A 26,186-nucleotide genomic window follows, 5' to 3' on the forward strand; every position below is an offset into this window, starting at 1 on the left:
TTAGATGTACTGCAACATTAGTATTCCTTATCAATTTTGAATTGTATAACATCATTTTGTGCCTTTATATTGAAGTATGCGGCGAAATGTGCTATAATAGAATACGAAGAACATAGCTTTATGATAAGCTATAAACCAAATCAATGGAGAAACATAGTATGTTTGATAAAATGGAATGGTACATGAAACACGCCAAAAAGCTGGATAAGAAGTATTATGCCAAAGGCGAGTCGATTTATGTTCTGCATCGCAGAACACTACAAACAGCAAAAAGTATAATCGACCTTATCAATGATATTCCAGCCGACGATCTGTTCCTTGAGCTGTATATGCTTGTCAAGGATAAGGAATTTGGAAGTTTTGTAGGCAGATACCAGTATGTATTGGAAATAGCTAAGGAAAAGCCCGATACTTTCGCCGAACAGCTATACGAATTCTATCTGAAAATGTCTGCGGACATAAAGAAGAACAATTATTATCAGGGGTTCTTTGAGTTTATGTCCTATTTTCAGAATGAAGATATGCGAGCTATGGACGCAAAACGGCAGCTCGTTTATCGGGCTTATGTCAATCTGCTGATGAATCAGACAGAATTTTTACGCAGGAACAAGTTTGAACTGAATAAAATGGTCGCCGGTGTGACAACAAAGGGCGAGTTGATCGAGGTTGATGACATCTGTCCGAGCCTGGACTTCTGCGTTCATGAAATAGAGCATATAGCACTCATGACACCTGATAAGCTAACACCTGATACCATGTTAAAAGTGTATGCTAAGCGTGGCTATAAGGTCAATTCGTGGGAAGATACGGAGATTCTTCGTGTTACACAACAGCTCCACACCAATGTAGTGGCGTATTTAACTCCATACATCAATGAATTTACGATAGATATTATCCCACAGGCAAGTTTCAGTCCTGTCCTCAGAGAGTATCTGAAAGATGTTCCGGTCTTAGTTAAAAACAGCGATGCTTTCAAAGAAACCCTCTGTCACCGTCGCAAAACGCTCTCTGCAAACGGATTGAAGATTCATTTTGAAAACAGCACTTTCACAAAAGATGTGCTGCTCAAAGAGATTTATCATAACGGTGCGATCATATGCCTTTACCGAATAGAAACTACTCAGGGTGAAACGGCAGGCTTCTATAATACGCAGACAAAGCAATTCGTTTCGATGTTCACACACACCGAGGAACAAACTACTCTGTTGGGAAACTATATCGAGAATACGATTCTATGGTGTTATGCGGCATTTGTAGGATCGGATACAAGTATTCTGCCGACCGCAGCGTCCTATAACGAGTACCTCAGCGATCCAAACGCAGAGATCACATTCACTTCAATCGGTGGGAAGCTGAGAGTTCCAACGGAAACCAAGCATATCCGTACCATTGCAGGAGATGACCGCTATGAAACCGAGGTCAAGCATATAAGCGGTTATATCCGTAAGCTGCCGGACGGACAGAAGGCTTCGGAACGGGCGGTAACTCTTGCTCAGTCGCTCGGTTATGACCTTGCAGACAATGAAACCTATGTACAGCCGTTTGAACGGTCAAGCTGGATAATCAGGAAATAATTATTACAAGGGGGCTTTTGCGCAATGCAGAAGCCCTCTTGTTATCTATGAAGGAGATAATATTCTATGTCTGCATAAACGCAGGTTTCGGCTCAGGATAGTCCTTTGCTTTCTCCATAACCATGTTCGTCAGAGCCTTCTTCGCTATCCTGCTGGGATCACCATCAGGACGCACCCACTCACGCAAGCTGTCTTTGCCGAGGATAAGGGGCATTCGGTCATGGATAGAGCTTACGGGTTCGACCGATTCTCTTGTTATCACGGCAAACATCGGTATCTGGACACCTCTATGCTCCTCAAAGCGGTACAGTCCTGCAAGGTATGTGATCTCAGCCCCTTCCGGCTGTATCGCATACTTTTCTTTTTTGATGTTCCGCTGTTCATTTGCGTTATGGTAGCCGACCTCAGAGGGCGGTATGCCCCATTCGTAGTACCACGATGCTGGTATCACGCATCTCCGCCTGAACCAAGAGTCTTTCCATACGGGCTTCTGGTCCGCTGTTTCGATACGGCAATTGATAAGCGGTTTTGATGATTGTTCGACCGTGAAACCCCATATCATCGGGAACACAGCCATATTGCCTTGCTTGTTCGGAGCGAACACCGCTGCCATATCGGTAGGACGGATATTGCCCGACATTGTTTTAGGCTTTGACATAGCGTTCATCATGCTAAATGCAAGCGGGAGTTGTTGAGCTTTATCTATTATTGGCGATAAAGACTTATAATCTGCATAAAACCAAGTACACATGATAGCATAGCTCCTTTACATCATTATGTTGGGTTACACCTTTTACATGGTGAATAGCCTTGTTCGATTACCTCATCTATATTACCTGTGAACTCTTGCTTGTTGTGTTCCGCCATATCTTCAACCGAGGAACACCACGGATAATGGATTTTCTTCGTGTTTTTGTTTAGTATATAAGTCTGAGAAACATCATCTTTTGTACCTGGAATTGATCTATCATCTGCAATTTGCGATTCTTCTTCCACATAATTATCAAGCACGATGTCGCTATCCGTATCGAGCCAGTTGTCACCAGTTGCATAGTCTATCCCCACTCCTGGCTGAGAATTATAGCAGAACACATTGAAACATATTCCTTGACCATTATCCTCAACAGACAATCCCTCCATAAGAACGCCTGTTGCAACCAAATTTTCACCTTCAAAGACAGGCGTAACTCTATACATTACATGATTCCCAGTCGATCTGATATAATCAGCCGTTTTGTTTTCAAACGGCAGCATACCTTGAGTATTCATGTATCTGGTGCCTGTTATCAAGTTGCTTAGGTTCGCATTTTCGCCTGTGAGCTGATAGCCGATCAAGTGACAACGGTTGTACAAGTATTTTCCTTCAACAAAATCATACTTGCTTATCTGCCAGCCGGAGGGCTTTATCATTCCTATGCCCTCTCTTTCAGCAGTCGGCATCATATCAAGTGATATGCAGGCTATACAAGCACCACAGCGACCCAATTCATCAAGATTAGGATAAAACTCATACGAGCTTATGATAATTTCATCGGGTGTAAAGAACGGTATATTATCATTTACAACATAATATGGTGAATCATCGAAAGGTGGAATATCATCAAGTGTAAATGATACATTAACCCGTGCTGGCTCTGTTGTGGTAACTTCTGTGACGGAAGTGCTTTCAGAGAGAGTTGTAGTTTCTGTAAGTGAGGTTTCACTCGTTGTAGATGTAGTCTTTTCTTCTGTTGCAACTTGATCTGTTTCGGTCTGAGTTGTTTCAGTAAATGCTTGCTCATCAGACGATACACCAAATAATGCACCCGAAGGAGCGCAGGCAGTCATTAACAGAATAATAGTAAAAACTGCACAGAGCAATCTGTGTTTCAAACAATCTACCTCCCTCAGTAATTCAAATGAATTATATCATATATCTATCGCATTGTAAACATTTGAATGATTTGCAAATTCAAGGCATATCAAGCATATTTATGATCTCTGTGCCTTTCTTCTGCGCCATACGCACTGTCTGTCCTGTTCCGCTGCGGTAGTGTTTGGGATTCCAGTAGCAGATACAGTAATCAGATGCAAGCTCCACAAGACGGGCATTTCTGATCTTCATTGCGTTTTTGCCTAAATGCTCCGAGGTAAATTCTTTGGAATCAGCAAGCGAAGCGATGTGCTTGTGTTCCGCTTTCTGTTCTTCATTCCATTTCGCAGACTGCTCCTCAAATGGGCAAGGTAATACAAGGTGCAGTTTGACCTCTGGATAGCTCTCACGCAGTTTCAGAACGGTCAGGGCTACGAGAGCGTCCCACCCAACAGCTCCGCCTGTGTAAAAGTCTGTGACCTTTTGTTCTGTCACTAAGCGTTCAAGCAAAGTATAGAGTCGAGCTGAGAGCTTTTCCTTATCCTCAGCTATGGTTCTGTGTCCTGTAAAGCATACTGATTTCTTCATAGTGCAACACCTCCACTCCTTCTATTATACTATATCGGAATAGATTAGTAAATAGTTCGGGGCTTATGAATTATAAAATCCGAACGAAAGCATTATAATAATAGTAAGGACACGGCAAAGGAGATTCGGAGAAATGGAGTACGGAACAAGGTTAAGAGAGATACGCAAGGCAAAGGGATTTAGTATGTATAAACTTCACAAGGAGTCTGGCTTGTCTCAGGGGCATATCAGCGACTTGGAAAAGTGCATCAATCAGCCCACGATCGAGACACTTCAAAAGCTGCTTACGCCTATGGGCGTTACCCTTGCCGAGTTTTTCAACGAGGACGGAGAGGTTTCTATTCTCACCGATACAGAAAAGGAGCTTGTGGCAGGGTTCAGAACACTTTCCAAAGATAAAGCAGACCTTGCCTTACAGATGATAAAGGCTTTGAACGGATAATGATAGAAAACGCTGGCTAATGTGCCAGCGTTTTCTATTTCAGTAGAACCTTGAATCCAGTGGGATCAAAGTTGATGTATTGTTTTTTTCATTTGATGAGACAGCCTTAGATCATCAAGTATTCATGATTATTTTAATACACTGCTCAAAATTTTCCAGTTATCGCTTGACATATCTTCTGTATACTCAGTATTACAGAAATACAGATCCTCATCAATATCACGAACAAAGCCCCAGTTTACCTTATACCGTTCGGCATAGGCTTTTAATGCTGCAAATTTCTGTTCAACTTTCATATCAATGTTTTTAGTATGACCGTCCTGTTCTCCACCCTTTGCTTCAATGATCCAAACCTCTCCATTTGTCAGCTTAATGATGTAATCGGGGTAGAAAAGCCACTGCTTGTTTAAATTATCTTTATAAACAATGGATAGGTAGTCTTGACCTGTATCACCATTTTTGTATATCCACTCAACAGAATCAGCAGTCTCGCAATAGCGCTCAAACAGACGTTCAGGTTTGCTCTTTCGAGTGTCAGACGATACAAATTCTGTGGTGTAGTCCTTGTATACATTCTTGCTCATAAGTTTTACATCTTTAACCACACCAAATTTGAACAGGTCTGATTCAGGAATAGTAAACTTTGAGGTTTTTGCCAGCTCGCCAAATGTCAACTGTACGCCCTCAGAATCCGCCATTATTTCACGGAACTCCTGCTTTAATCGGCTTGCATTATTGATAACGAAAGCATAGAAATCCTGATTGTCGAGCGAAGTGATACGATAATTTTTCTGTTTTTTCGATCTGAAAAACAGGCGACGAAGTATCTTTTTTACACGGGCAGTAGGTATGGTGGTGATCTTCTTGATCTCATCTGCAACGTGCTGTAAATAGATACCATGCGTATGTGTGTTTATTGTAGTTTTGATCGCCATAGTTTTTGACGGTGCAGCATTCGATAATTCTCCAGTAGAGTGAAATTCACCATGAAGTATACGGCTATCAATTTCATGGGAGAAATTATAATCGTTACGTTCCAATATCTGCTGATTTTCTACCGTTCTGGTTGTGATGCCATACTTGTCAACAAAATGCTTATGTATCTTTTTGAGCAGTTCCTTTTCATCAAGACCGCTATCTACATCGAGGTTGCGCATTTCTTTTGTTAGTGAGAAGTCATGAACAATATCCTTGACAAACAATCTTCTAACCTGATATGCTTTATCGAGCTGAGATAAGAGGTCATTCTTATAGGTACTGTCGAGAGTGTAGATATAGCAGTTATTAAGAGTATAGCAGAACACATAGTGCTTACGTTCAGGCATACGGCGTATTCTGCCAATAGTCTGTATCTGAAAGCTCTCATCACCGCCCTCACGCAGTTTAACGAGTATCTTTGCACGAGGACAGTCCCAACCTGTTGCGATAGCCTGTTTCATAAGAAGGAATGCGGGAGTACCATTCATATCGGTAATGTTCTCTGTGTTGAGCTTCTGATCGCTCATCCAAATAGCTACCATTCCGTTATCGTAGGTGTAACCGAACTCAGCAAGTTTATCTTCAACCGCCTTGATTGTTTCAGGTTGACCAGCCGGAAATTGAACGATAACTAACGGACGTATCTCCGTATCACATTCGCCTTGTTCCATTTGTTGTTCATACTCAAACTGTATCTCTTTTCGTTTTTCATCTGCAAGTTTAAGTAATACGTTATAATCGTCCGAAATGCGTGTTGAGTCGGTAACGCCCTCATTAACAACAATAGCTTCTGTAATCAGTCCGGCAGCAATAACTTCATTCTCAGGTATTTCGTAGAACTCCTGGTGTTTAACCTTAACAGGGGTTGCTGATACACGAATAATATGCTCCGGCTTAAAGGCTTCTATCATAGCACTTGCCTTAGCAGTATTGTTTGAATGCTCCTCATCAATGATGACGATAAAACGTATTCCTGCTGCGTGAGCCTTTTCGATTTTCTCAAAGAGATTATCCTTTTCACGGCTTTTCAGCACGTTGTTTGTCTTTTTGGTAACGATCTCCCAATTGATAAATGTTACGCTGCGTTCCTCAAAACCGAACATCATGGAAGTCGCAAGAGGACGTGCGTCTATGTGCGGAGCAAGATTCTGCATCTTCTCCATGCTCTGTTCTTCAAGGTTGCCCTTGCCGGGGCAAAGCCATACGAAGGCAGTCTTGCCGTCTGTATTCTTGTAGAACAGATCCACATACTTTATCAGAATGACGGTCTTGCCGGCTCCTGTCGGTGCTTTAACGGTCACGACCTGTTTTGTGTCAGACGCAGTTGTCTTGTCGTAGAGGAACTCAGCACAATCGTCCTGAAATTCATACTGTTCTATGCCGTTTACCATATCTCGCCAGCCTCCCTCAGCTCAAAATCAAAATAATAGTCAGGAATTATATAGGAGTCCACATCATTCAGCATTTTCTGCTGCTTTGCAGACAGGAAAATATCGGAGTTGATGAATACTGCCTTTAAGTCGGGATAATCAGCGATATTCTCCTCAAATTCGTCCATTTCTTCCTCTGTCAGAATTACTACATACTTGCGGTCATCTATCTTGATACCGTGTTCGAGCTGTATCATCTCACGGATATGGGCAAGCAGTTCGTCCGAGAGTTCATCGGATTCTTTATCAACGAAATCGGTGCGGAAATACATAAGGTTGGTAGGGATTACTTCTGCTGGTCCACTCTTTTTTATTCCATAAATAAACAGGGTGGCATCTTTTATCTCAGTTTGAATCTTACTATATTTACCATTATTATCTTCTCTGATTTGTGTAATCTCGTCTTGAAGTGATTGCTTTCCTAAATCGGTTACTTTCAACTTACGTTCTAACAGAATAACTTTATTGGCTTTTTCTCTGGAATAAGTACTGCCATCTCGACGAACACCAGTAGCAATAGTCCTAATTCTCTGGTATGTCAATGTTTCACAAATATTATTCTCGTTGTTTGTACACAAAATGAATTTGCGATTGCCGCCATCTTGCTGATTTAATTCAAGAACCGCTTGTGCGGTAGTGCCAGACCCTGCAAAAAAATCAAGTATGATACTATCATTTTTATCACAAGAAATGCGTATTAAATCTTTTATCAATTGAACAGGCTTAGGGTGTGTAAAAACTTTCGCTTGGTTGAATACGTCTTTTAGCTCCTGAGTTGCATCAGAGTTCATACCAGTTTTATCCCACCACGATTCTGCTTTTCGTTTAGAAACTCCTCTTTCTTTTGCAAAAACTCTTTGTACTGGACGTGCATCCCCACTTTTACCAAATATGATTCTTCCATCTTCAATTCTTCTAAGAACTTCTTGCTCATTAAATACCCAATATCTCCCAGCAGGAGGGTTAAAAACCTGTCCAGTTTTAGGATTGGTTATTGGAAAAGAAGGTCCAACATGATTCGCAGATAAATCTGTTGTTGTCCACGGTCCTCTCGGATCATTATCTGGATTGGAGTATTTTGCCAATAGTTCTTCTTCTGTTACCTCAAATCCCATATCGTATATTTGCTCAATATTTTTGGCATAGCATAAGATATAATCATGTACAGGTGGTAGCCACCCCATATTATTTCCATTAGTTTTCTTTTTCCAAAGTATCATTCCAACAAAATTTGACATACCAAAAATATCGTCACATAGTAGCTTTAGCTGTGCCATTTCATTGTCATCTATACTTATGAAAATAACACCGTGATTCGACAGGAGCTTTTGTGCTATTTGTAAACGACGAGCCATAAATGAAATCCACTTGCTATGCCTAAAACCATCTATCGTGTCTACATATTCATCATCATAAACAAAATCATTAGCCCCAGTATTATACGGAGGATCTATGTAGATAACATCGATCTGTCCTCTATGTGTTTTCTCCAATAACTGCAAAGAATGTAAGTTGTCACCCTCCAGGAGAAAATTATATCTTTCAGTGGTCGTGTCGGCGTTGATCTCTTTGCTATCATCTGCCGTAAACACAGGAATATGTGTACGCATTTTCACGTCCACTTCTTCCTCATGTTCTTCCCACACCAGACCGTACTTCTTCGCTTTCAGTTCACGCTCTATCTCACCGAGCGCAATCAGCGATTCATCGTCAGAGTGCTGTTCTTTCAGCGTTTCCAGAAAAGCAAGCATTTTCTCGCGCCTTTCCTGTGATAAATTCGCCATAGTTATCCTCCTAAATATTTTTTGCGTTCCGATTTGTTCAGGCACAGATGAGCCATTCTGCACTTTGCACAGCTTTCCGCACCACAACGCTTTGGCAGATCATTCCGACGTATGTGATCGGCTGCCGTCTTTATTTCGTTCTCAACTCCCTGAACGGTTTCTGCCGTTATCGGTTCTCTTGCACTGTTCTCTGAGTTGAGGTGGTATATCTCCATAAAATCAGCTATTTGTCCTGTCAAATGCTGATAGCCGAGAGCGTATATTTTTAGCTGTTCGGTATTTATAGCATCAAGCACACGCTTGTTAGCGGTCTTAAAGTCAACGATAACAGTCTTTTTCTGACCGCCTTCCTCAACTTCTTTCACCATATCTATTCTACCATTCACCGTGATGCCGTCACCGAGATCAATCTCTATTGGCGATTCAGCTAAACGTATTTCGCCAAGCCTGTCCTTGTGTTCCAAGTACCGTTTTACGCAGTCCTTTGCGGATTTCAGCATTCTTTCTCGCTGTGCTTCTATCGCATACGGCAAATGGAACACCTGTTCAAAGGTCTTTTCAATGAACTTGTCTGTTATCTTCGTGCCGTCAATAGCTGCCAGATTTATATTGCGTATGACCGCATGAAGTGCATTACCGTAGCCGATAAGTTCAGTAAGTGGGGAATTAAATCCATAGAACACCGTCAGTTTGAAACGATAAGGGCAGTCAAAATAATCTTCCAACAGTGAAAAGTTCAACGTCAAGGGTATTTTGTTATGACGAAGATCAGGTAAATGTGCCGAATCATATACTGTATTACTGTCATACGGTAGCATACAAGGTGAACACTGAGCCTCCAAGAAGAATGTCGATACCGTTTTATCTCTTGCCTCTTTCGCTCTTGAAATAAACAGATATTTCTTTGCCCTTGTAACAGCCACATAGAACAGCTTGCGTTCATCTTCCAAATCGCCGTCAAAACGGCTTGATCCAGTTATCCATTCTCGGTGAATAACGTGCCATACACTTTTTCCACCGACCTTTTGAGCCGGAAAGTAATTCTTATTCAGCCCCGGAATGAACACCGCTGCGTATTCAAGCCCTTTTGATTGGTGTACAGTCATTATTGACACCGCATCTGGCTTGATATAATCATTGGAAAGATAGCCTTCGGGATAGTTTCCGTCAGCGGTATAGTGTAAGAACTTACAGAAGCTATCCAACTTCGATTTAGGTTTTCGGGTGAAGTTAATTACCTCATAGTCACCGATCACCTGACTGAATTTGCCGAGATTATAGAGTATCATCTCTGTCTCTTTTCGACCATCTTCCACAAGAACGGCATTTTTCAAAAAATCCTGATAAATACGCTGTAAGTTTAAATCTGTAAAATGCTTCATCTGTGAGATGTCTATCGTCATAATAGTTTGAATCGCATTACCCAAGTCGTTCCTTGTAAACGGATAGTCCACATTTTGCCACAACTCATACAGCGTCATCATATCTATTTCGCCGTTCAGATAATCAAAAATGCCCTTTGCAGCCCTACATTCAGCGGTATACATAAGATCATTCATTCCCTCTATAATAAAAGGAATATCATGTTTATCAAGTACATCGGCAATTTCTGCACCTATTTTTCTCTTACGAAGTAGTATTGCGATTTCAGAATAAGGCACACCTATGCTATGCAGTTTTTCAATGTTCTCTGCAATAAATTCATACTCATCTTCAGGCAAGGTAACTTCCTTAAATACTACGTCACCTTCATCGTAAGGAGTTTTGCAACCAGATTCCATTTCCTTCGGCAGTCTGTTTGAATTATTCGTGATTACATTTTTTGCAACACTTATAATTCCTTCGGTACTGCGGTAGTCTGTATCAAGCACAATATACTTTTGCACATTATATCTTTGCATGAATGTCAGAATGTTGGAAGAATCACTACCTCTGAACTGATAGATTGTTTGATCATCATCACCAACAACACAAAGGTTAGCCCCCAACTCCTTTAGTATTGAAATTAACCGTTCCTGCACAGGATTGGTGTCTTGATATTCGTCAACAGTCAGATATTTCACTTTATCGGCAACAATACCACGAAAAATTATGTTGCTCTCTAACTGCTCTACCATTTCACGAAGAATAAGTGAATAGTCAAAATACTTCTCCGAATACAACTTATTCTTATACTTTTTAAATGCAGAGCGTACATTGTCGTCCCATTTATGCTCATCAAACCAGTTTTCATTAAGTAGGCTCATAGCCTGCACGAAAAGATTGGTTTCAATATATTTTTGCAGCCCCATATCTTCCATACCAACTTCTGTGTAGTAACGTTCTACAAAAAGTTTGGCGTGTATTTCGTCAAGAACGGAAAAAGGCTGGAACTCAGGCAGAAATTCTTGGAGCATATTCAAGCAAAATCCGTGAATTGTACCGATGTACATATTAGCAAAACCCTGTGTATTGCCAAGAACAGCTTGTCCCATAGTGTAGATACGGCTTTTCAGTTCTTCCGCAGCTTTTTTGGTGAAGGTAAAAGCCACGATATTCTCAGGAGATATTTCAGGCTTTGATTTAAGAATGTTAATGATACGTCGTGTAACGACACCTGTTTTTCCAGCTCCAGCACACGCTATAATTTCGACATCATCATCAATAGCGTTTACGGCATCAATTTGTTTTTGAGATAAATTCTGAGTTAGCATAGCGTCCCTCCGGATTATGAATATACTTATATTCCATTATAGCACAAAATAACATATATTTCAAGTAAAAAGTTAGTATTTTACTGAAATCAGACAATTTTTTTGTGAAATATCCTTTTTTGATTTTAATTTATTTATCTGTATAAAAATAAAGCGGAAACTCAAAATGGGTCTCCGCTTTCACCTTGAATCAGGTCTGGAATCAAATTTGATATTGGAAATCATTCATACAAATTTTCAATAAAAGTATTAAAATTCGGAGCGATTATTTCTATCTCCAAATTTTCATGATTGAGGAAAACAATGCTATCATTATTAGCATCAAAGCAAATCAGATTTCCATAATTATCAATTGCAAAGGCAATATACCTGTTTGATAACTCCTCAGCATTCCATTCATGAATTTTCCATACAGTTTCTCTATCTTCTTTATTAAAAGAGAGAAATGATTTCAATTCTCTTTCCTTGGTCTTGTTGGTATCAAATACTTTGCAACTTGGGCGACCACCATTATGTTGAATAACACACTTTCTGAATTCGTCAGGAAAACAGTACTTTACCATACATTCAAAATCGTTAATATTCTCCTCAGATGAAAGTTGTTTAACATATTTCCATTCCATAACTAAATAACCTCCTCCTAATATCTATTATCTGAACCACCACCCCAAATAGCGCGTCCTCCAGTATGAGCGGTTTTTTGGTGTGTTTCAGTATCAACTAATTGCATTTTTCCGACATCAACATCATGGTGCCATGTGTATCCGTCAGGAGTATCGCCGTTTTCAATCTGTTCCAACTGTTCTTCATCAAACTTTTCACGAAGTTCAGGATCATTCTCAACAGCTTCTTTAAGTTGAGCATTGCACTCCTTAAACTGCTCTCTGTCTGTAGATTTCAGTTTATCTTCTGGTAACTGAGCATCGTAGGCACTTTCAAATCTAGGAGCAACAACTTCGTACTGTTTACCGTCCACCTCAACTTGTCTTTTTTCAAAAGGCACACCAGTTTCAGGGTGTTCTTGTCCTTCAAGGCTTTCGTTTCTGGATTTGATTCTTTCGGGTTGTGTTTCAGCATTATCATTATACTTGGAATTTTCCGGGTTGTCAACCTTATTCTTTTCACCGTTTTGTTTTACTTCAGAGGATTTGTGTTCATAACTTGTAGGATCATTAAGTTTGCTCTCATATTTTTCGTCTAATTCCTTTTCAAAATCTTCATCAATTTCCTCTGTTTCGTTAGATTCATTCACTTCGGTAACTTCACTAGTATCGTTGACTTCCCCACCATTTATTTCACTCATTCAATTCAACTCCTTTCGGATTATTAACGTTCGGTTATCCATTTTATCAGTAAAGAATAGTCTATAATTCTTTGCTCCTCAATATTTTTAACATAAGGGATTATAGTATAATTTCCTAATTCGGCTTCTATAATGAATAAAGAATTATCAGATAAATCAGATACATTAAATAATGCTATAGGAACATAAATCTTTTTGGATTCGACGATATTATTCAGCGATTTAAATAAATGAGCAAAATAAGAAATAATCGTCTTTATATTATTATTATTATTAGGCGCAATTATTAATTTCTTTGCATATTTGAGGTAATTATACGGGGAATAATCGTCACGCCATAACCCATCACCTCTACCAAAAACGAATATTACATTAAAGCTAGTGTTTATTATAAAGCGCCTCTTAGTAAATCTGTACCTTACTGATGTATTATAATCACCAATTGATGTGATTCTTGAGTCAGTAAGTTTTACAATAGGAGAATATTCATCCAAATGAAAACTCACACGTTCAATCTTTGTAATCGTGCTATTAGAAGATTCGGAAAAACCAATTGTCAAATTTAAAATACACTGTAGCAGTTCTTTTGTTAGTTCTTTTGTTAATTCTGAAGTGATGATCGGAATTATAATGTCATTGTCTGATATACACAACTTTTGTAAAAAACTATTTTTGCAATGTGAACACGATATAGTCGCTGCATTTGATTCTATAGATGATAATAACTCATTGAAACAAAATGGACATAATGAATAATGCATAACCCACCCCTCTATGTATATAATGCAAAAAAGCATCGAGTGTCTTTATTCCAACCGAATTGGATTGATGAACCTCCTCTATAATGGGAACTAATATCAATTAGCTTTTGGGCAAGAAATGTATCGCTTGGCTCAGGGATAGCAATTCGATCTGAAACTCTTAATCTAACAACCTGAGTTTTGCTTTTGGCATATCTTGTAAATATCTCATCAATCTGAGATAGAGTATTTGCATAGCAGCCGCTTTTAATGTAAAATGATAGATCTTCATAATTGCAAGCCGGTGTTGTGTTAATATCCCAATTGTGATCAGTATTAATTGAATCATCATTGACGCAAAAATACTCATAAGAATATTCATTTGTCTGATGATAATGGTTTATATCCCATGTTGCATCAATATGATAATACTTATCTCCTACACGAATAAGATTCCACGCATGAGAAGAAAAACCATTTGTCATAAAAGTAGCAGAACCACTTACTATTGTACAAGAGTAGCCCATTTCTTGTGCTAATAGCGAGAAAGCTGCTGATATCCCATCACAAACAGCCCTCTTTTCAACTAAAGCACCATAGGCATTATGAGATTTAGGGTTTAAACTAGAGCCGTGTTTACAAGTATATTCGAGTTCTTTTGAATCATATACTACATGATCTTGAAGATACTCGTATATACACATCAACTTGTCATAATCGGACAATGGATTCAGCAATAATAATTCTTCTGTAATCGAAGATACTACCTTATCAATCTCCTGATTCATTCTTCTGATTTGACTTGACGAATATGTACCACAGAAGTGAATCTGTTTGCCGCCTAATAAACTACTTGACACTTTGATTTGAGTCTTGTTAAAGTATATCACGCGTGGATTATCACCTAAAGCGACTTGAAGAACTTTCATCACATCAACACTTCTGTTAATGGCACTGCTATCTACTGATTTTGCACATGAAGAAAATGCCTTTTCAAAAATACCATATGCTTTCTTTTCAGGTGGAGTTAATTGCTCATATCCAATTTTATAATTGTTCAAACACTTCAACTCCTTTCTATTGAAAAGGAATGAACCACCGATTACTTCTAAGATTTTTAGTCAAAAATAACAAACCGTATCCTTTGTTTCATTTCCTTCTTTTCCAAATATGATGTCTTTAATTGATATATTAAGTGATGCAATATAAAATAAGTTTGTATCGTGCGGATTCTTTGCCACTAGATGTTGCGATTGTATAGAGCAGCACACTCATAAATGAAACATCTTTTGTTTTCTTGTCAAAAAACTCAGCGTAAGCATCTAGGTTGTCATAGATACAATCCACCCATTCATCGCACATCTGTCTATATTTCTTATCAATATCTTGCTTCTTCTTGATTGTTGGCGGCAATTTATCTTCAAAGATTCTTATCAAGTCTCCGCAATTAAGTAACTTTGCTATTAGGGTTGAAAAGCCAATGTTCTTTTCTGGAGTTTTCCAGATTTGTTGATAATCAAATAATAATGCACGGCACCGCTCCTTTACATACTCAGGTACTTTAGCACCATTAAGTATTGTACTGAACCACGACATATTAAAGTCTTTTGCTTCGTCTTGTGTTATTAACTCAGACAGAAGATCGCCAATAAGTTGTAGTTGGTTCTTTCGATCGTTAACAGTAATTGATTTTGATTTATAACTATCACTGCATTTATCAATTTTACATAGAACAGCTTCAAGCCAGTTATTTTGAAAAATTGCCGCAACGCCTTTGTCTAGCTTGCTAAGTTCCAGAATTTGATCCTCAGCTAATCCAATTGAATGTCCAACAGCTTCACAATCTGAAAATTCAGGCAATCTCATTATAATTTTAGTGTTTGTATTCTTAATTGCTGAAATGTCAACTGCACTTGGAGATTGATCGACAATGATGAATCCTTCACCATAAGTTCTCATTTCAGCAATAGAATTACTTATCATCTCGACAGATTTTCCCTGCACATTAGCAGATTCCTGACCTTGTTCAGTAGATGTACGCTTAAGCAGATTGTGTGCTTCTTCAAGAATTGTAACGTGTTTCAAAGGCAAGTCTGTTCCAACTGACGTTGATTGCCGATACTCACTTAGTTTCAGAACTAATACTCCCATCAAAAGAGCTTTCGTTTCAGCAGAGCCTATTCTACTAAGATCAACAATAGTATTCTCATCAAATAAAACTTTATCTTCTACTGCTTTCTCAGAAAAGATTTGCCCAAGCAAACCATTTGTTAAGGATTCAACTCTTGTAACCAAAGAACCAACATAATCGCCTTTAGTTTGAGCTGAAAAATCTGATTTATCTAATAGTACGGGCAAAATCCTAACAATATCTTTAAATGTTGGAAATTTACCATTTTTTCTATCAATGTAAATAGAGTGATTTAAATCCCAGCCATGACTGATATAAGCTTGCTCAAAAGAGGCTTTCAATAAGGCAGGCATAGCAGCATAAAGCGGCCAGCAAGCACTAAATATTTCAATAAGTCTATCTAAATGCTCTAATACATGAACCTGTTCATTAAATTCAAACGGGTTTATACTCAGCATACTGAAAAACTTAGGGTTTGTCGTAAAAATATTAATGTTTGGCATACTCCCAAAAGCTAATTTGTATTCTCCCTTAGCCGGTTCTATTACAAGAAACTTTACAGAGTTTTTGCTTGTTGTAAGTTCATCTATAATTTTATACGTTGTATTTGATTTTCCTGAACCTGTTGAACCCGTAATAAAACAGTGTGAGGTGAGTGTTTCTAAATCAAGCCTAACACGATTTTTAGGGAAAACCTCTCCCATATGATAGATAGAACCTAAGTCAATATTCTTATAACTTTTCTTTCCATTACTTGTAAAAACGTTTCTTCCAAACTCAGCAGATATAATTGAACTTACACCATTTACAGATTTGTGAGGGAATCCCATGAGTACAGGCAGTTCCAAACCGCTAATTAGGCTTGCAGGTGTAACAATTTGACTTGAAAAGCTCTGCCCGTTTTGTGGGATATACCGAAACCTCGGATGTAACCCATATCTTAAATAGTCCATTACAGTTAAACTATGCTCAGAATTATAATAATCATTATCCCAAAGGTTTACAAAAGAATTCTCAACAGATGTTTTTTCTCCGGCAACTAATGCTTTAAATGTGTTAGCAGCTACAATAGATGTTTCTTGATTATCAGCAATGAAATAGCAAGCACTATCCCACAATCCATAGGATTCGCAGTTTTTTATTCTCTCCAGTTGTTCATCAATTTTGGATAGCAAAACCTGGACGGTCTTGTTTTGACGTGTCAATGCGATAGTAGACGTAGTTCCTTTAGTTTGTGTTGTAGTATCAGTTTTGCCTTTAGCTTCAGTATCAGTTTTAGATTGCGTGTCAGTATGGGATTGATTCTCTCCCTCAAAAGTGCCTGTTGTGGTCGCTTTTCCGCTTCCAGAATTATGTCCAACACTAAAAAAATTGAAACTGCTACCGTGATTGTGCGATCTGGTAACATTCCTGTTTGAACCTGAATTCGTACCTGTTGTATCGCTAATCCCTTCATTTATAGCTGTCGAGAATGTTTCACTGATACCTTTAGCAATTGCTTCACTTTCATTCTCTCCAAATGTCAGATTAACTTGTGAATATTGAGAAAGTGCAGAATAGAGTTCTTCATATCCTCGTTTCTTTGCTTCAAGCTCAGTTTTGCTTAAAGGTGAGGATATAAAAATAGCAGTATATTTTTCTCCTGACATGGAATCAATGAATTTTTCAAGTCCTTGAATGAAATGCTCTTTATCATCATCTCTAGGACTAGGAACGATTGATACCGATGTGACTGCCATATTTGAATACACATCAGGAATGTGATTCTCTAGCAATCTCTCTATTTGACTGGATACTTGCTCTTTAATCTCAATACCTGGAAAGTTACCTTTTAAACTTTTTTGTAATATAGCCTTCGCAACATTAGGTTGATTTGTATCTCTCGTTCCCAAGTAAAATTTCACACCTGTCTCATCGCTAAATAAAACAAGTAAAGCCGAACTTCCAAAGTTAGATAAGGCACTATAAACACTTACCAGCTTATCGTTAATGTTTTCATCTCGATCATAAACTATCTTAGTTATTTCAAAAAGTGAAAGGTATGAAAAAGATTTTTGAGAGGCATCAAGAGCGATAGGTTCACACTTATCAAGCGCAATTAAGTAGTTCTTATTAACAAACAAATCTACTAACTCCATACCGCTGTTCATTAGTTCGGTAGCACGAGTCATCAACTCATTTTTCTTTTCTTCGCTTGCCATTGATCTAACCTCCGATTTTCATGGAAACAAAGGGGAAGATGCATGAAGCTATACTTCCCCTGTATCAATTGTCACCTTATATTATCATCATCGATCTTACGTTGTCTTCCATTTTCCATTCCCTCGACTTCATCATCATCAGGGTTATCGACATTATCAACAGCGTTCTTCTTTTTACCAGTTTCGGGATCGTACTGAGCTGCGATTTCGCGCGATCGTTGTTCGATCTCCTTTTTTTGATCATCTGTAAGTTCCCATGACTTTCCCATCGTTTAATCCTCCTTCTTCTTTCTGCGAAACAGATTGGCAATATTATTCAAAATAGGATTAGTAGAATCAGCGACCTCTTTAACTTCTTCCCAATGAGCAAGAACCTGTTTATTCTTTATATAACAATCTCTCATTGCTACATCAAGTTCCATCATTTTATTTTTGTTGAGCTTACAAAGAGTTTTTCCTAATTCTTTTCTGATTGCAGAAGTTCCATTCTCACTAACAAACTGAAAATAATACACAAATCCAGTATTGTCCTTGCTTTCTTTAGCGTCCTTGAAGTAAATATTCGTCAAGTCTAGTATAAACCGTTGCTTTGACGTATTACTCATCTCAAACAAATCATAAAACTGATTAAGAAATTCAATTTTTTTGCACCATTTGAATACAGTCGGAAGTATCCAATTATAATATTCAGTAAGTGCATTATCAGAAAGTGATGTCAAATCGGCGAAGTTATGGTTTGTTAAAACCTCAAGTTGATCAAGTTTCTTTTCAACCTGTTCCTTTATGCTTATAGTATCCATAATTATACCGATTAAAAGTAATAATTCTTTACCACGAATCGGCTTATGTCTAAGGTTATAAGTGTATTGGAACGCAGTTTTAATGAAACGTTCATTGGATTTATTTGGAGGGGAAAGAGGAATTCCCGTAACAATGCTGTCAATCAATTCATCAACAAAAGCTGGTTCAAGTTGGGCATCAACAATAACACCGAACAATTCTTTCTTTGCAACATCAGTGTCATTTTTATCAAACTTTATCAAAGTGTGATAATACAGGTTTAAAACCTCATCTTTGAACTTAGATGAATACGAACGACTCTCTCCGATGACTTTGGCATAATGCTTGTCAAAAATGCCTTTTAAAGAAGCAGCATCCTGACAGCTTTGAAGTTCACTTTTAAAAAGCATAAAAAGTTGCTCACTACAATCGTATTCAAGAAATATTTTATATGCAACATCGTAGTTCTTTGCTTGTTTCTCGGACATTTTCTTAATAAAGCACTTCCAAAGCGCAGGAACGGTTTCACTTGCTGTATGAGTATCAAGAATCATTCCTTCACAATTAAGAGCCATATTTACAAGATATTCACACTTATCGTCGAATTCATCAAGAATACACTCTACTAAGAACGAAATACTTGAGCTATCATTTTCTTGTACCTTTTGAATCAGTTCGTAGTAAATCTTTCCAAAAGGTCTATCGGGTGATAGTTCGGCAATGGGTAGTTTTTGGCTCTTAGCAAACCGAGAAATAATACGAATTATAAATGCGATTTTCCACGGATCGGGGGATACCTGAACAACAGAAAATAATCGGGTTCTGTTCCTTTCTGACATTATTTCCGTTGCAAGATTAATGTCAGACTGCTTACAAAGCTTATCAATATCATTATAGAAAGAACTAAAGCTCTGTTCTTGAACAGCAGCATCTGAAAATTCACTCAAAATCCTATCAACAGCAAGCTGTTTTATGTCAGAAGGACTTGATTGTGTAATCTTCGATCTCATTGATAGAACATAACGCAATACACTTGTAAAAACGGCTTTGTCAGTACTTAATAGTTCATTGTACTGAGACATAAGATTATTTACAATTGAAGTTTTTTCATTATCATAAGCATATTTTTCTGCAAAAGTTAAGGCAGATGTTAGTTTGTTTATATTAATACCTGTAACTCCGTCAGATATAATGCTATATAATGCGTAGGCCGAATATATGTCCTCATCAGCAGAGTTATAAGTGTATCCATTCAAAATAAAGGAGTGGAAATCTTGTATGCTATCAAAAGAAAGCGAAAACACAGTATCTATAAAATCATAAAAATCTGAATCTTTTTCAAACTCTGCATACTCGTTCTTAATGAAATCAAATACATGATGTAACCTTTTACTCTCATCGGTAAACCTTGTTCCTTTTGAAACCACACCACATATTTGTGAAGCGGATAGAGTGGGATCATATTCATATGTAGTAAAATTGATCTTTAAAGCCGTTTGTAACGGTAAGGCGTACTCAAGAGCAGCAATCCACATGATGATGTTCTCTTGCTCATCACAGATAACCACTCTTTTTTGCTCCCTATTGAAAGAAAGCATTGCATACAACATATTCTTGTAAATATTTAGTCTGTCCTCAATGCTGAGAAATTCTAATACAGCATCAACATCAACAGTATATCCTTTATCCAAAGTAGGAGCAGGAAGATATTCCGGGGGATCTGGATTGTTCACTTCTTCAAACTCCATATGATCTCTTAACGAGGAACCGCCATAGTATTCACATGGATACGATTTGAAATCCTCTTGATCTGCTACAATAACATGGCTAAGATGATTTCCAAATCTGCCTGCACTCCCCATATAATCTCTGCCAAGATAAGTACTTAGGCTTAACGTACATCTTCCGTCATCAAGTCTCCTAAATATATAAGATTTAGGTAATGTTAAAGCTATTTCTTCTGACATTCGTACACCAGGATCAAGTTCGGGTGGCTTATACGAGTACAGACTTTTAACTTCATCATTGTCTGAATCAGTAAACTGGGAATCATAAGAAAAAACCTGTTGTCCATCATTAACGCCTTTAATTCCACGCATACATGACGTGTAGATAACCTGATGTAAGCTCATTTTTCAACACCTCGCTAATTATTTTTTCTCTTTAAGTATGCCATTCTCTTTTAGTATCCAAAGTATCGGATCTTCAACTCTATGGGGATTTGGTGCAGAGAACACACCATCTTTATCCGGAGCGTTCTTCATTCCTAAAGAAGAAGCTCCAAAATATGAAAAAGTAGTATAGTTCATCTCTAATTGAGCTATATATGAGTTAGTTGCCCCATCGCCAACACTAGCCAACCATTTTCTGATTTCTGTATTTACACGTCGGTTTTCAGCAACATTAAACCCCTGATTTTTCGCATGACCGCTTGGAAATAGGCAAGCATAATGTGGTGGAAATCCTGGTGCTAGAACATCTAACTTTGGAATAAGCACAGCAAGAGGAATCGGAATCTTCTTATTTTCTTTTATCTTATGATGCCTTCTTAAACTTGCAGATAAAATACTAAGTATTGCATCATTTTGAAAGGCCTTACTAGCCGATACACTTGAAGAATTGGAAACCACATCTTGACTTAATGATGTGTATACATTAGCTATTTTTAATGGATCAATCAAGAAGACAATTCCATCTGCGTGAAAAGCGTGCCTTGCCGAGTTCTCCATCAAGTCATCTGATTCAAAATCTTCACCCGCTGTATCATAAAGAGTTAGCGTAAAGGTCTTTCCTTTTTTATCAGTGATGTAGAAAATGTAAGGATCATAAAACCCGTCATAGTTTTTGCTTGTTAAATTAAGTATCTGATTTGCCGTATAAATTCTTGAAAAATTTGTTTCGTAGAGGCGCATTGTGTTTGCTTCAGGAATAACAACCCAATCTAATTTCTTAGCAATATCATTTATGATCTCATGTATTAACACTCCGATATAATGACTTTTTCCTGAATCTCTGGAACCGATTATGGAAATGATTATATTATTGCCCACGATTTTGTGGACGGGTTTATGGCATACAGGGCAACACAATTCTGACATAGATGCAACATTTCCATTTTTATCTAGATTTCCATAATGACATCTATGCGTAAGCGGAACTTCATCATAATCACTAATTCCTAATGTGTCTCCTTCCGGACACCATTGGCAGGTGCCATTTTTGTTTGCACCACAGGTATCACATTCACGGAAATACATTGTTCTTTTAGGAATTCTAACTATGTTTTCTTTTTTTACTTTACGTTCTTTGGTGTCAAAGCAGCTAACACATATGTAAGTGTCTTTTGCGTGTTTGATATTGTTTTTTATATATGCTATATATTCTGGATTATTATAACTTCGTTCCATAATAACCCCCTTATTTTTTGCCCTTTATAACGTCGTTTTCTTTGAGAATCCACAGTAACGCATCTTCGATTCTATGAGGTCTTGGTCTTTCTATTCTTCCATCACTTGTAGGATTATTATTCAGTCCTAAAGCAGATGCTGTGAAATAGGAATATGTAGTATAATTAGTTTCTAATTGAGAAATGAAAGCATCAGCCTTCCACTCATGCAGAAGTGCGAGTATCTCTGAATTAACATTATGCCAGTCAGAAAGACAAAAGCACTTTTCTGAACAATGTGGACTGGGGTTATGCACTGTACAATCAGGCGGAACAATGTTTTCGATTACATCAAATTTGGAGAATACAGCAGCGACTGGAATATCTATTTTCTGCGTTTCTGACATACCTTTATCCTTTCGGATAAGGTTTGAAACCCTTGTCATAATATCATCTGCTTTAGCAGCTTTTCTCCAATCTATACCAGCGGCTCGGCTTACAACCGACTCATCAAGCTGATTTGAAACAGCAGGAATCTGCATTGGATCAAGCAGAAATATTATTCCTGCGGATTTGCAGATATACTTGTTTACGGTACTCATCGTATCTTCGTCATTTAAGTCTTCACCAGCGGTATCAAAGAATACAAAAGTAAAGCTCTCAATCTCATCTCTGCCAAAAAACTTTTTCTTTTTCAATTTCAATTTAAAAATGAGTGGCCTATAAGCACCATTATCAACATTCTGGACACTACTTTGAGTTAATTCTAGCTTCTCATTATTATTATAAAGCTGGTTGCCAAAGTTCTTTTCCCATCTTTGATAGCTGTCTGAGAATCCCTCAAGAGAACCTCCAAAGCTAATAGAGATTCGATCTCGTAGTTCTTTTATTATTACACCAACAAAATGACTTTTGCCTGTTGCACGAGAACCAACAACGGAAATGATCATGTCTTTTCCAGTAAGGGTGCTTTCAGGCAGTTCGTTATGACAGGACGGACATACTCTCTTATATGTCACGTTTTTGCATTCAGGACAAGGTGCAGATAAAGGAACAAGGAATGGATTCTTGCTGGGAGAGGTAAAAGTTATTTTTCCTTGTTTAGGTATCTTGATATTACCATTCTCATATTTTGTCATTTCTATATCTGGTACATCTTTACACCGTCTATTAGTACAGCGGAACTGAACCGCTGATAATTTATGCTTTTCAAAGCAATATGGACAGATAAATGTACTTTTTGATGCCATGTAGCATCCCCCTAACTAATCTTGTAATTTGATTTGAGTTTCAATCTCAGTTGACTTCCTTTTTGAGATGCTTCATCTTTGAAAAAAGCCTTAATATATGTATCTCTTGGTAGATCCTTTGGCATCGGAATCTTTATCTGTACGCTACCTGATACTGATTGTGCTGAGATCGAGTGCATAAGTTTAGCAGAATTTTTAAACATTGGAGTATTTCCGATTGCAGACATAACATCTATATCGGGTAAGAAAAACTCCTTGCTATCTGCTTCAAATTCAAGAATAATATAGCTTTCTCCAAATAGCCGTTTGCTTATTGCAATAGAGTAAGATATATTAACTTTGGATGTATTGTCAAAAAGATAATCTGCTCCTGCCGAATAATCATTCTCGCCATCATTTTTAAATTCAGCAAAAACTGAGAAGTAATATTTCTTTTCTTCCAACGAATCCAATACAATTGCGCTATTGAGCTGATACTGTTTAATTGGAACGTGCTTTCTTACAGTTTTTATGTCACTGATATCGGTAGGAAATTGATCGTGACGATACAGTACAACAAATCCAGTTGCATTATGAGGAACATCAAGATAAATATTTATCTTGCCATTAACAGCTCTAATTGATTTAATTGCAACTGTTTCTCCGATACTAGCTCTTGAAAGATTTCCAAAAACGGCTGAACCAGACTTGATTACAACAGCAGAAACAAAAAGCACATCACTACCTGAGTAATCAAATCCTGCACCTGTTTCATCATTCTTTAAAGTCCCGTTTGTTTGAACAGAGAGAGGCTTCTGCTGCAATTGAGTCATTGTTCTGTTTAATTCAGATACTGAAATAGTATCCCCGATTCTATACTTCGGTTTGACCGTCGAACTGTATAATGCTACTTCGCCAACTTTAGGCTTAACCCATACAGCATCAAATCTGCCTTCCTGAACCAGTTTAATATGCAAAGTATCAATTGGAATTGGAGGAGTAACAGGTGTTCCGCTAACAACTACTCCTGTTGTTTCTCTACGTTTTCCTAAAATAACGTAAGACAAAGAAACCTGAAACTTGTAAACTGTATCATTTGCAAGCCCAGTTACGAGATAACTATTTGATGTAGTAGAAGTAATATGGCGGGATGATCCGTTGCTTTGAAGTTCATATATTTCTACTGTTGCATTACGAGGAATATTATCCCAAGTAATATTAAGAGAAGAATCTGCTGAGGATATAGTTACATTTTCGACTTCAAACAGATTTATTGTTTCCTTGAACTCGCCAATTGCTCCTTTTGAGTATACACCTGCCCTTTCCGCAAAAACATTGTAGTAGTAGGGAACACCGGCTTCTATTTTTTTATCAGCATATGATGAAGCACTCCCACGAAAAATCACTTCACCACTAGATATATTATCAATCCAGCCACTCTCGCTCCTAACTACAACATAGCGCACAGAACGATCAGATGTTGCAGTCCATGAGATTATATTGGAGCGATTATTACAAGTCACCTTAAAGCCTGTAACATTTGCAGGCGCAGGCATAAGTTCCTTGATTCCAGGATAATCCGCGCAAGCATCATAAGCTAATGCACACAGCTCAAGAATCTTCTTTTCGTCTTTAGTTGATTTTGCTTGTTCAAATAGTTTTTTTGCATTAGATATTGCTTGTTCGATTTCATTTTCAATCTCAACATCTGAATAGCTAGTAAAGAGTTTCTTTATGGTTTGATACTGTTTCTTTGCTTCGTGATACTTTTTTAACTTTATTGCTTCACGCATTCTAGCAACTTCAGCACCTACTCGGTCTTTAAACTCCTTCAGCTTCTGTCTAAGTGAAGCGACTTTGCTGCTGCCACTCCAATAGCGTTCAGCATCGTTTAGATGAGCTTGAGCGACATCAAAATCAAGCGTTTCGATTGCAATTTCAGCTTGTTCACACAACGCAACTGCTTTATCAAGATTTTCAAATTTGAATCCGCATTTGCAAACCCTAATATTGGCATCATTCTCAGTACCACATTTGGGACATTTAATTGCTAGCTCAAGGCCGCAATTGCTACATACTTTTCTTCCATCAGACACATCATTCATACAACCACAACGACATATCTTGATGTTCTTCCTATTGTCAGGTGCAGAACCTGTATTGTAAGCGATTTTTTCAACCTTGCAAAAAGCAATTAAGACTTCTTCGGCTAGATTCCGATCACGGAATAGTTGCGTTAATTGTCCGATAATATCTTCGCCTTGCTCAATAGTTAATTCGCCGGAGATGTCAGCTATACTTTTAGCATCATCTAAGATAGCTTTTCTTTTTATATACTCAAGGTATTTATCGTAAATATCCTTGCTTTTTTCATCTTTAAAAACAATGTCACATTGACCACACAGCTTTGAACCAGTTCCGCTTACACTATCGTTTTTATAAAACTCTGTTTTCTTCTTTTCGGCTGCTCTTTGTCTAAGGGTTTCACAGGGCAAACGATTAGCATTCTTTATTGATGTATTTTGATAAAGAAAATCATAGAGGTTATCGACACCAAATGAAGAAAGCATTTGTTTCATTCCTTCAAAAGAAGCTGCATTTTGCGGTTTCGTTTTGTAATACTTATCATAAGTCGTTTGGTAATCTACCGACTTAGCACTTGTCCAAGTAATTCCAAGGGACTTTGCTCTTTTCTTAACAATATCAATAGAGATCTTTAATTTCTTAGCAAGTTTGTCTCCCTCGTCTGAGGTAATATTGCCTTTTCGTCCGATTGTTTTTAAAAATTTATCAACAGGACCATATACTTGTGTGCAAGCATCAGCAGCTAACTGTTTTCTGATATTATCTGGACCTATCATATCCTTCTTGATTTTTGGAATGTTTTGATGCCAAGAACGATATTGTGCGCCCATTTTAAAATCATTAAAGTGTGTAGACCAAAACTTACTCTTTTCTTCTATACGATTGGCTATGGTTTTTTCGTCCTCAACAGGCGGATCAAATTCCAATTCAAGCACTATATACCAGTTATCAGCCATATTACTCACCCTTTGTTTTCATTCTTAATGTAACG

The 26,186-nt window shown here is 37.8% G+C and carries 18 protein-coding genes; 2 read left to right on the forward strand and 16 right to left on the reverse strand.

Annotated elements, in window-relative coordinates:
- Nucleotides 1–158 precede the first annotated feature (158 nt).
- Nucleotides 159–1,574 (forward strand): hypothetical protein, encoded by a 1,416-nt coding sequence (locus tag BUB28_RS04125; protein WP_072949077.1) that lies wholly within the window; start codon nucleotides 159–161, stop codon nucleotides 1,572–1,574.
- A 64-nt stretch (nucleotides 1,575–1,638) separates the two neighbouring features.
- On the opposite strand, the gene BUB28_RS04130 is transcribed toward BUB28_RS04125, so the two are convergent.
- The 3 genes from BUB28_RS04130 to BUB28_RS04140 all read right to left on the reverse strand — a co-directional run bounded on the left by BUB28_RS04130 (nucleotide 1,639) and on the right by BUB28_RS04140 (nucleotide 4,014).
- Nucleotides 1,639–2,325: an SOS response-associated peptidase gene (locus BUB28_RS04130; RefSeq protein WP_072949080.1), complete on the reverse strand. Its 687-nt coding sequence runs from the start codon at nucleotides 2,323–2,325 to the stop codon at nucleotides 1,639–1,641.
- Nucleotides 2,326–2,348: 23 nt separating this feature from the next.
- Complete coding sequence (locus tag BUB28_RS04135; RefSeq protein ID WP_072949083.1) at nucleotides 2,349–3,446, reverse strand: DNA/RNA non-specific endonuclease; 1,098 nt, start codon at nucleotides 3,444–3,446, stop codon at nucleotides 2,349–2,351.
- A 79-nt stretch (nucleotides 3,447–3,525) separates the two neighbouring features.
- Nucleotides 3,526–4,014 carry an SLOG family protein gene (locus BUB28_RS04140; RefSeq protein WP_072949086.1) on the reverse strand — a complete coding sequence of 163 codons (489 nt, stop codon included), beginning with the start codon at nucleotides 4,012–4,014 and terminating at the stop codon, nucleotides 3,526–3,528.
- A 133-nt stretch (nucleotides 4,015–4,147) separates the two neighbouring features.
- Here BUB28_RS04140 and BUB28_RS04145 point away from each other — a divergent pair, with 133 nt between their 5' ends.
- Nucleotides 4,148–4,456, forward strand: a complete 309-nt coding sequence (locus BUB28_RS04145) for a helix-turn-helix domain-containing protein (protein WP_072949089.1) — start codon at nucleotides 4,148–4,150, stop codon at nucleotides 4,454–4,456.
- A gap of 128 nt (nucleotides 4,457–4,584) precedes the next feature.
- Here BUB28_RS04145 and BUB28_RS04150 read toward each other — a convergent pair whose 3' ends face one another.
- The 13 genes from BUB28_RS04150 to BUB28_RS04210 form a co-directional block, all read right to left on the reverse strand.
- Nucleotides 4,585–6,825, reverse strand: coding sequence for a DEAD/DEAH box helicase (locus BUB28_RS04150; RefSeq protein WP_072949091.1), 2,241 nt, complete (start codon nucleotides 6,823–6,825; stop codon nucleotides 4,585–4,587).
- Complete coding sequence (locus tag BUB28_RS04155; RefSeq protein ID WP_072949093.1) at nucleotides 6,819–8,648, reverse strand: site-specific DNA-methyltransferase; 1,830 nt, start codon at nucleotides 8,646–8,648, stop codon at nucleotides 6,819–6,821. The genes BUB28_RS04150 and BUB28_RS04155 overlap by 7 nt, the downstream gene beginning before the upstream one ends.
- A gap of 2 nt (nucleotides 8,649–8,650) precedes the next feature.
- A complete protein-coding gene (locus tag BUB28_RS04160) occupies nucleotides 8,651–11,341 on the reverse strand; it encodes an ATP-dependent helicase (RefSeq protein WP_072949095.1) in 2,691 nt (896 codons plus the stop codon).
- A 221-nt stretch (nucleotides 11,342–11,562) separates the two neighbouring features.
- Nucleotides 11,563–11,964, reverse strand: coding sequence for an SMI1/KNR4 family protein (locus BUB28_RS04165; RefSeq protein WP_072949097.1), 402 nt, complete (start codon nucleotides 11,962–11,964; stop codon nucleotides 11,563–11,565).
- A gap of 17 nt (nucleotides 11,965–11,981) precedes the next feature.
- A complete protein-coding gene (locus BUB28_RS04170) occupies nucleotides 11,982–12,644 on the reverse strand; it encodes an HNH endonuclease (RefSeq protein ID WP_072949099.1) in 663 nt (220 codons plus the stop codon).
- A gap of 23 nt (nucleotides 12,645–12,667) precedes the next feature.
- On the reverse strand, nucleotides 12,668–13,405 hold the full coding sequence (locus BUB28_RS04175) for a hypothetical protein (RefSeq protein ID WP_072949101.1): 738 nt from the start codon (nucleotides 13,403–13,405) through the stop codon (nucleotides 12,668–12,670).
- A gap of 11 nt (nucleotides 13,406–13,416) precedes the next feature.
- A complete protein-coding gene (locus BUB28_RS04180; RefSeq protein WP_072949104.1) occupies nucleotides 13,417–14,445 on the reverse strand; it encodes a transglutaminase domain-containing protein in 1,029 nt (342 codons plus the stop codon).
- A 130-nt stretch (nucleotides 14,446–14,575) separates the two neighbouring features.
- The gene (locus BUB28_RS04185) at nucleotides 14,576–17,716 is read right to left on the reverse strand and encodes an ATP-binding protein (RefSeq protein WP_072949106.1); all 3,141 of its coding nucleotides are present in this window, start codon (nucleotides 17,714–17,716) and stop codon (nucleotides 14,576–14,578) included.
- A 71-nt stretch (nucleotides 17,717–17,787) separates the two neighbouring features.
- Nucleotides 17,788–17,985 carry a hypothetical protein gene (locus BUB28_RS04190; RefSeq protein ID WP_072949109.1) on the reverse strand — a complete coding sequence of 66 codons (198 nt, stop codon included), beginning with the start codon at nucleotides 17,983–17,985 and terminating at the stop codon, nucleotides 17,788–17,790.
- A gap of 3 nt (nucleotides 17,986–17,988) precedes the next feature.
- Nucleotides 17,989–20,628, reverse strand: coding sequence for a GAP1-N2 domain-containing protein (locus tag BUB28_RS04195; RefSeq protein ID WP_072949111.1), 2,640 nt, complete (start codon nucleotides 20,626–20,628; stop codon nucleotides 17,989–17,991).
- Between the two features lie 18 nt (nucleotides 20,629–20,646).
- Nucleotides 20,647–21,903, reverse strand: a complete 1,257-nt coding sequence (locus tag BUB28_RS04200) for a GTPase domain-containing protein (RefSeq protein ID WP_072949113.1) — start codon at nucleotides 21,901–21,903, stop codon at nucleotides 20,647–20,649.
- Between the two features lie 10 nt (nucleotides 21,904–21,913).
- Nucleotides 21,914–23,131 (reverse strand): hypothetical protein, encoded by a 1,218-nt coding sequence (locus tag BUB28_RS04205; RefSeq protein ID WP_072949115.1) that lies wholly within the window; start codon nucleotides 23,129–23,131, stop codon nucleotides 21,914–21,916.
- 11 nt (nucleotides 23,132–23,142) lie between these two features.
- Nucleotides 23,143–26,151, reverse strand: coding sequence for a fibronectin type III domain-containing protein (locus tag BUB28_RS04210; protein ID WP_072949117.1), 3,009 nt, complete (start codon nucleotides 26,149–26,151; stop codon nucleotides 23,143–23,145).
- Nucleotides 26,152–26,186 lie beyond the last annotated feature (35 nt).

Origin of the sequence: Ruminococcus flavefaciens (genome assembly GCF_900143025.1) — a bacterium.
In the GTDB taxonomy this organism is placed as follows: domain Bacteria; phylum Bacillota; class Clostridia; order Oscillospirales; family Ruminococcaceae; genus Ruminococcus; species Ruminococcus flavefaciens_I.

What these genes read in the sequence shown, in the direction of transcription:
- BUB28_RS04185 (WP_072949106.1), bottom strand. Translation starts at nt 17,716, where the DNA reads ATGGCAAGCGAAGAAAAGAAAAATGAGTTGATGACTCGTGCTACCGAA.
- BUB28_RS04140 (WP_072949086.1), bottom strand. Translation starts at nt 4,014, where the DNA reads ATGAAGAAATCAGTATGCTTTACAGGACACAGAACCATAGCTGAGGAT.
- BUB28_RS04145 (WP_072949089.1), top strand. Translation starts at nt 4,148, where the DNA reads ATGGAGTACGGAACAAGGTTAAGAGAGATACGCAAGGCAAAGGGATTT.
- BUB28_RS04205 (WP_072949115.1), bottom strand. Translation starts at nt 23,131, where the DNA reads ATGGCATCAAAAAGTACATTTATCTGTCCATATTGCTTTGAAAAGCAT.
- BUB28_RS04155 (WP_072949093.1), bottom strand. Translation starts at nt 8,648, where the DNA reads ATGGCGAATTTATCACAGGAAAGGCGCGAGAAAATGCTTGCTTTTCTG.
- BUB28_RS04125 (WP_072949077.1), top strand. Translation starts at nt 159, where the DNA reads ATGTTTGATAAAATGGAATGGTACATGAAACACGCCAAAAAGCTGGAT.
- BUB28_RS04160 (WP_072949095.1), bottom strand. Translation starts at nt 11,341, where the DNA reads ATGCTAACTCAGAATTTATCTCAAAAACAAATTGATGCCGTAAACGCT.
- BUB28_RS04200 (WP_072949113.1), bottom strand. Translation starts at nt 21,903, where the DNA reads ATGGAACGAAGTTATAATAATCCAGAATATATAGCATATATAAAAAAC.
- BUB28_RS04130 (WP_072949080.1), bottom strand. Translation starts at nt 2,325, where the DNA reads ATGTGTACTTGGTTTTATGCAGATTATAAGTCTTTATCGCCAATAATA.
- BUB28_RS04150 (WP_072949091.1), bottom strand. Translation starts at nt 6,825, where the DNA reads ATGGTAAACGGCATAGAACAGTATGAATTTCAGGACGATTGTGCTGAG.
- BUB28_RS04210 (WP_072949117.1), bottom strand. Translation starts at nt 26,151, where the DNA reads ATGGCTGATAACTGGTATATAGTGCTTGAATTGGAATTTGATCCGCCT.
- BUB28_RS04175 (WP_072949101.1), bottom strand. Translation starts at nt 13,405, where the DNA reads ATGCATTATTCATTATGTCCATTTTGTTTCAATGAGTTATTATCATCT.
- BUB28_RS04170 (WP_072949099.1), bottom strand. Translation starts at nt 12,644, where the DNA reads ATGAGTGAAATAAATGGTGGGGAAGTCAACGATACTAGTGAAGTTACC.
- BUB28_RS04165 (WP_072949097.1), bottom strand. Translation starts at nt 11,964, where the DNA reads ATGGAATGGAAATATGTTAAACAACTTTCATCTGAGGAGAATATTAAC.
- BUB28_RS04195 (WP_072949111.1), bottom strand. Translation starts at nt 20,628, where the DNA reads ATGAGCTTACATCAGGTTATCTACACGTCATGTATGCGTGGAATTAAA.
- BUB28_RS04190 (WP_072949109.1), bottom strand. Translation starts at nt 17,985, where the DNA reads ATGGGAAAGTCATGGGAACTTACAGATGATCAAAAAAAGGAGATCGAA.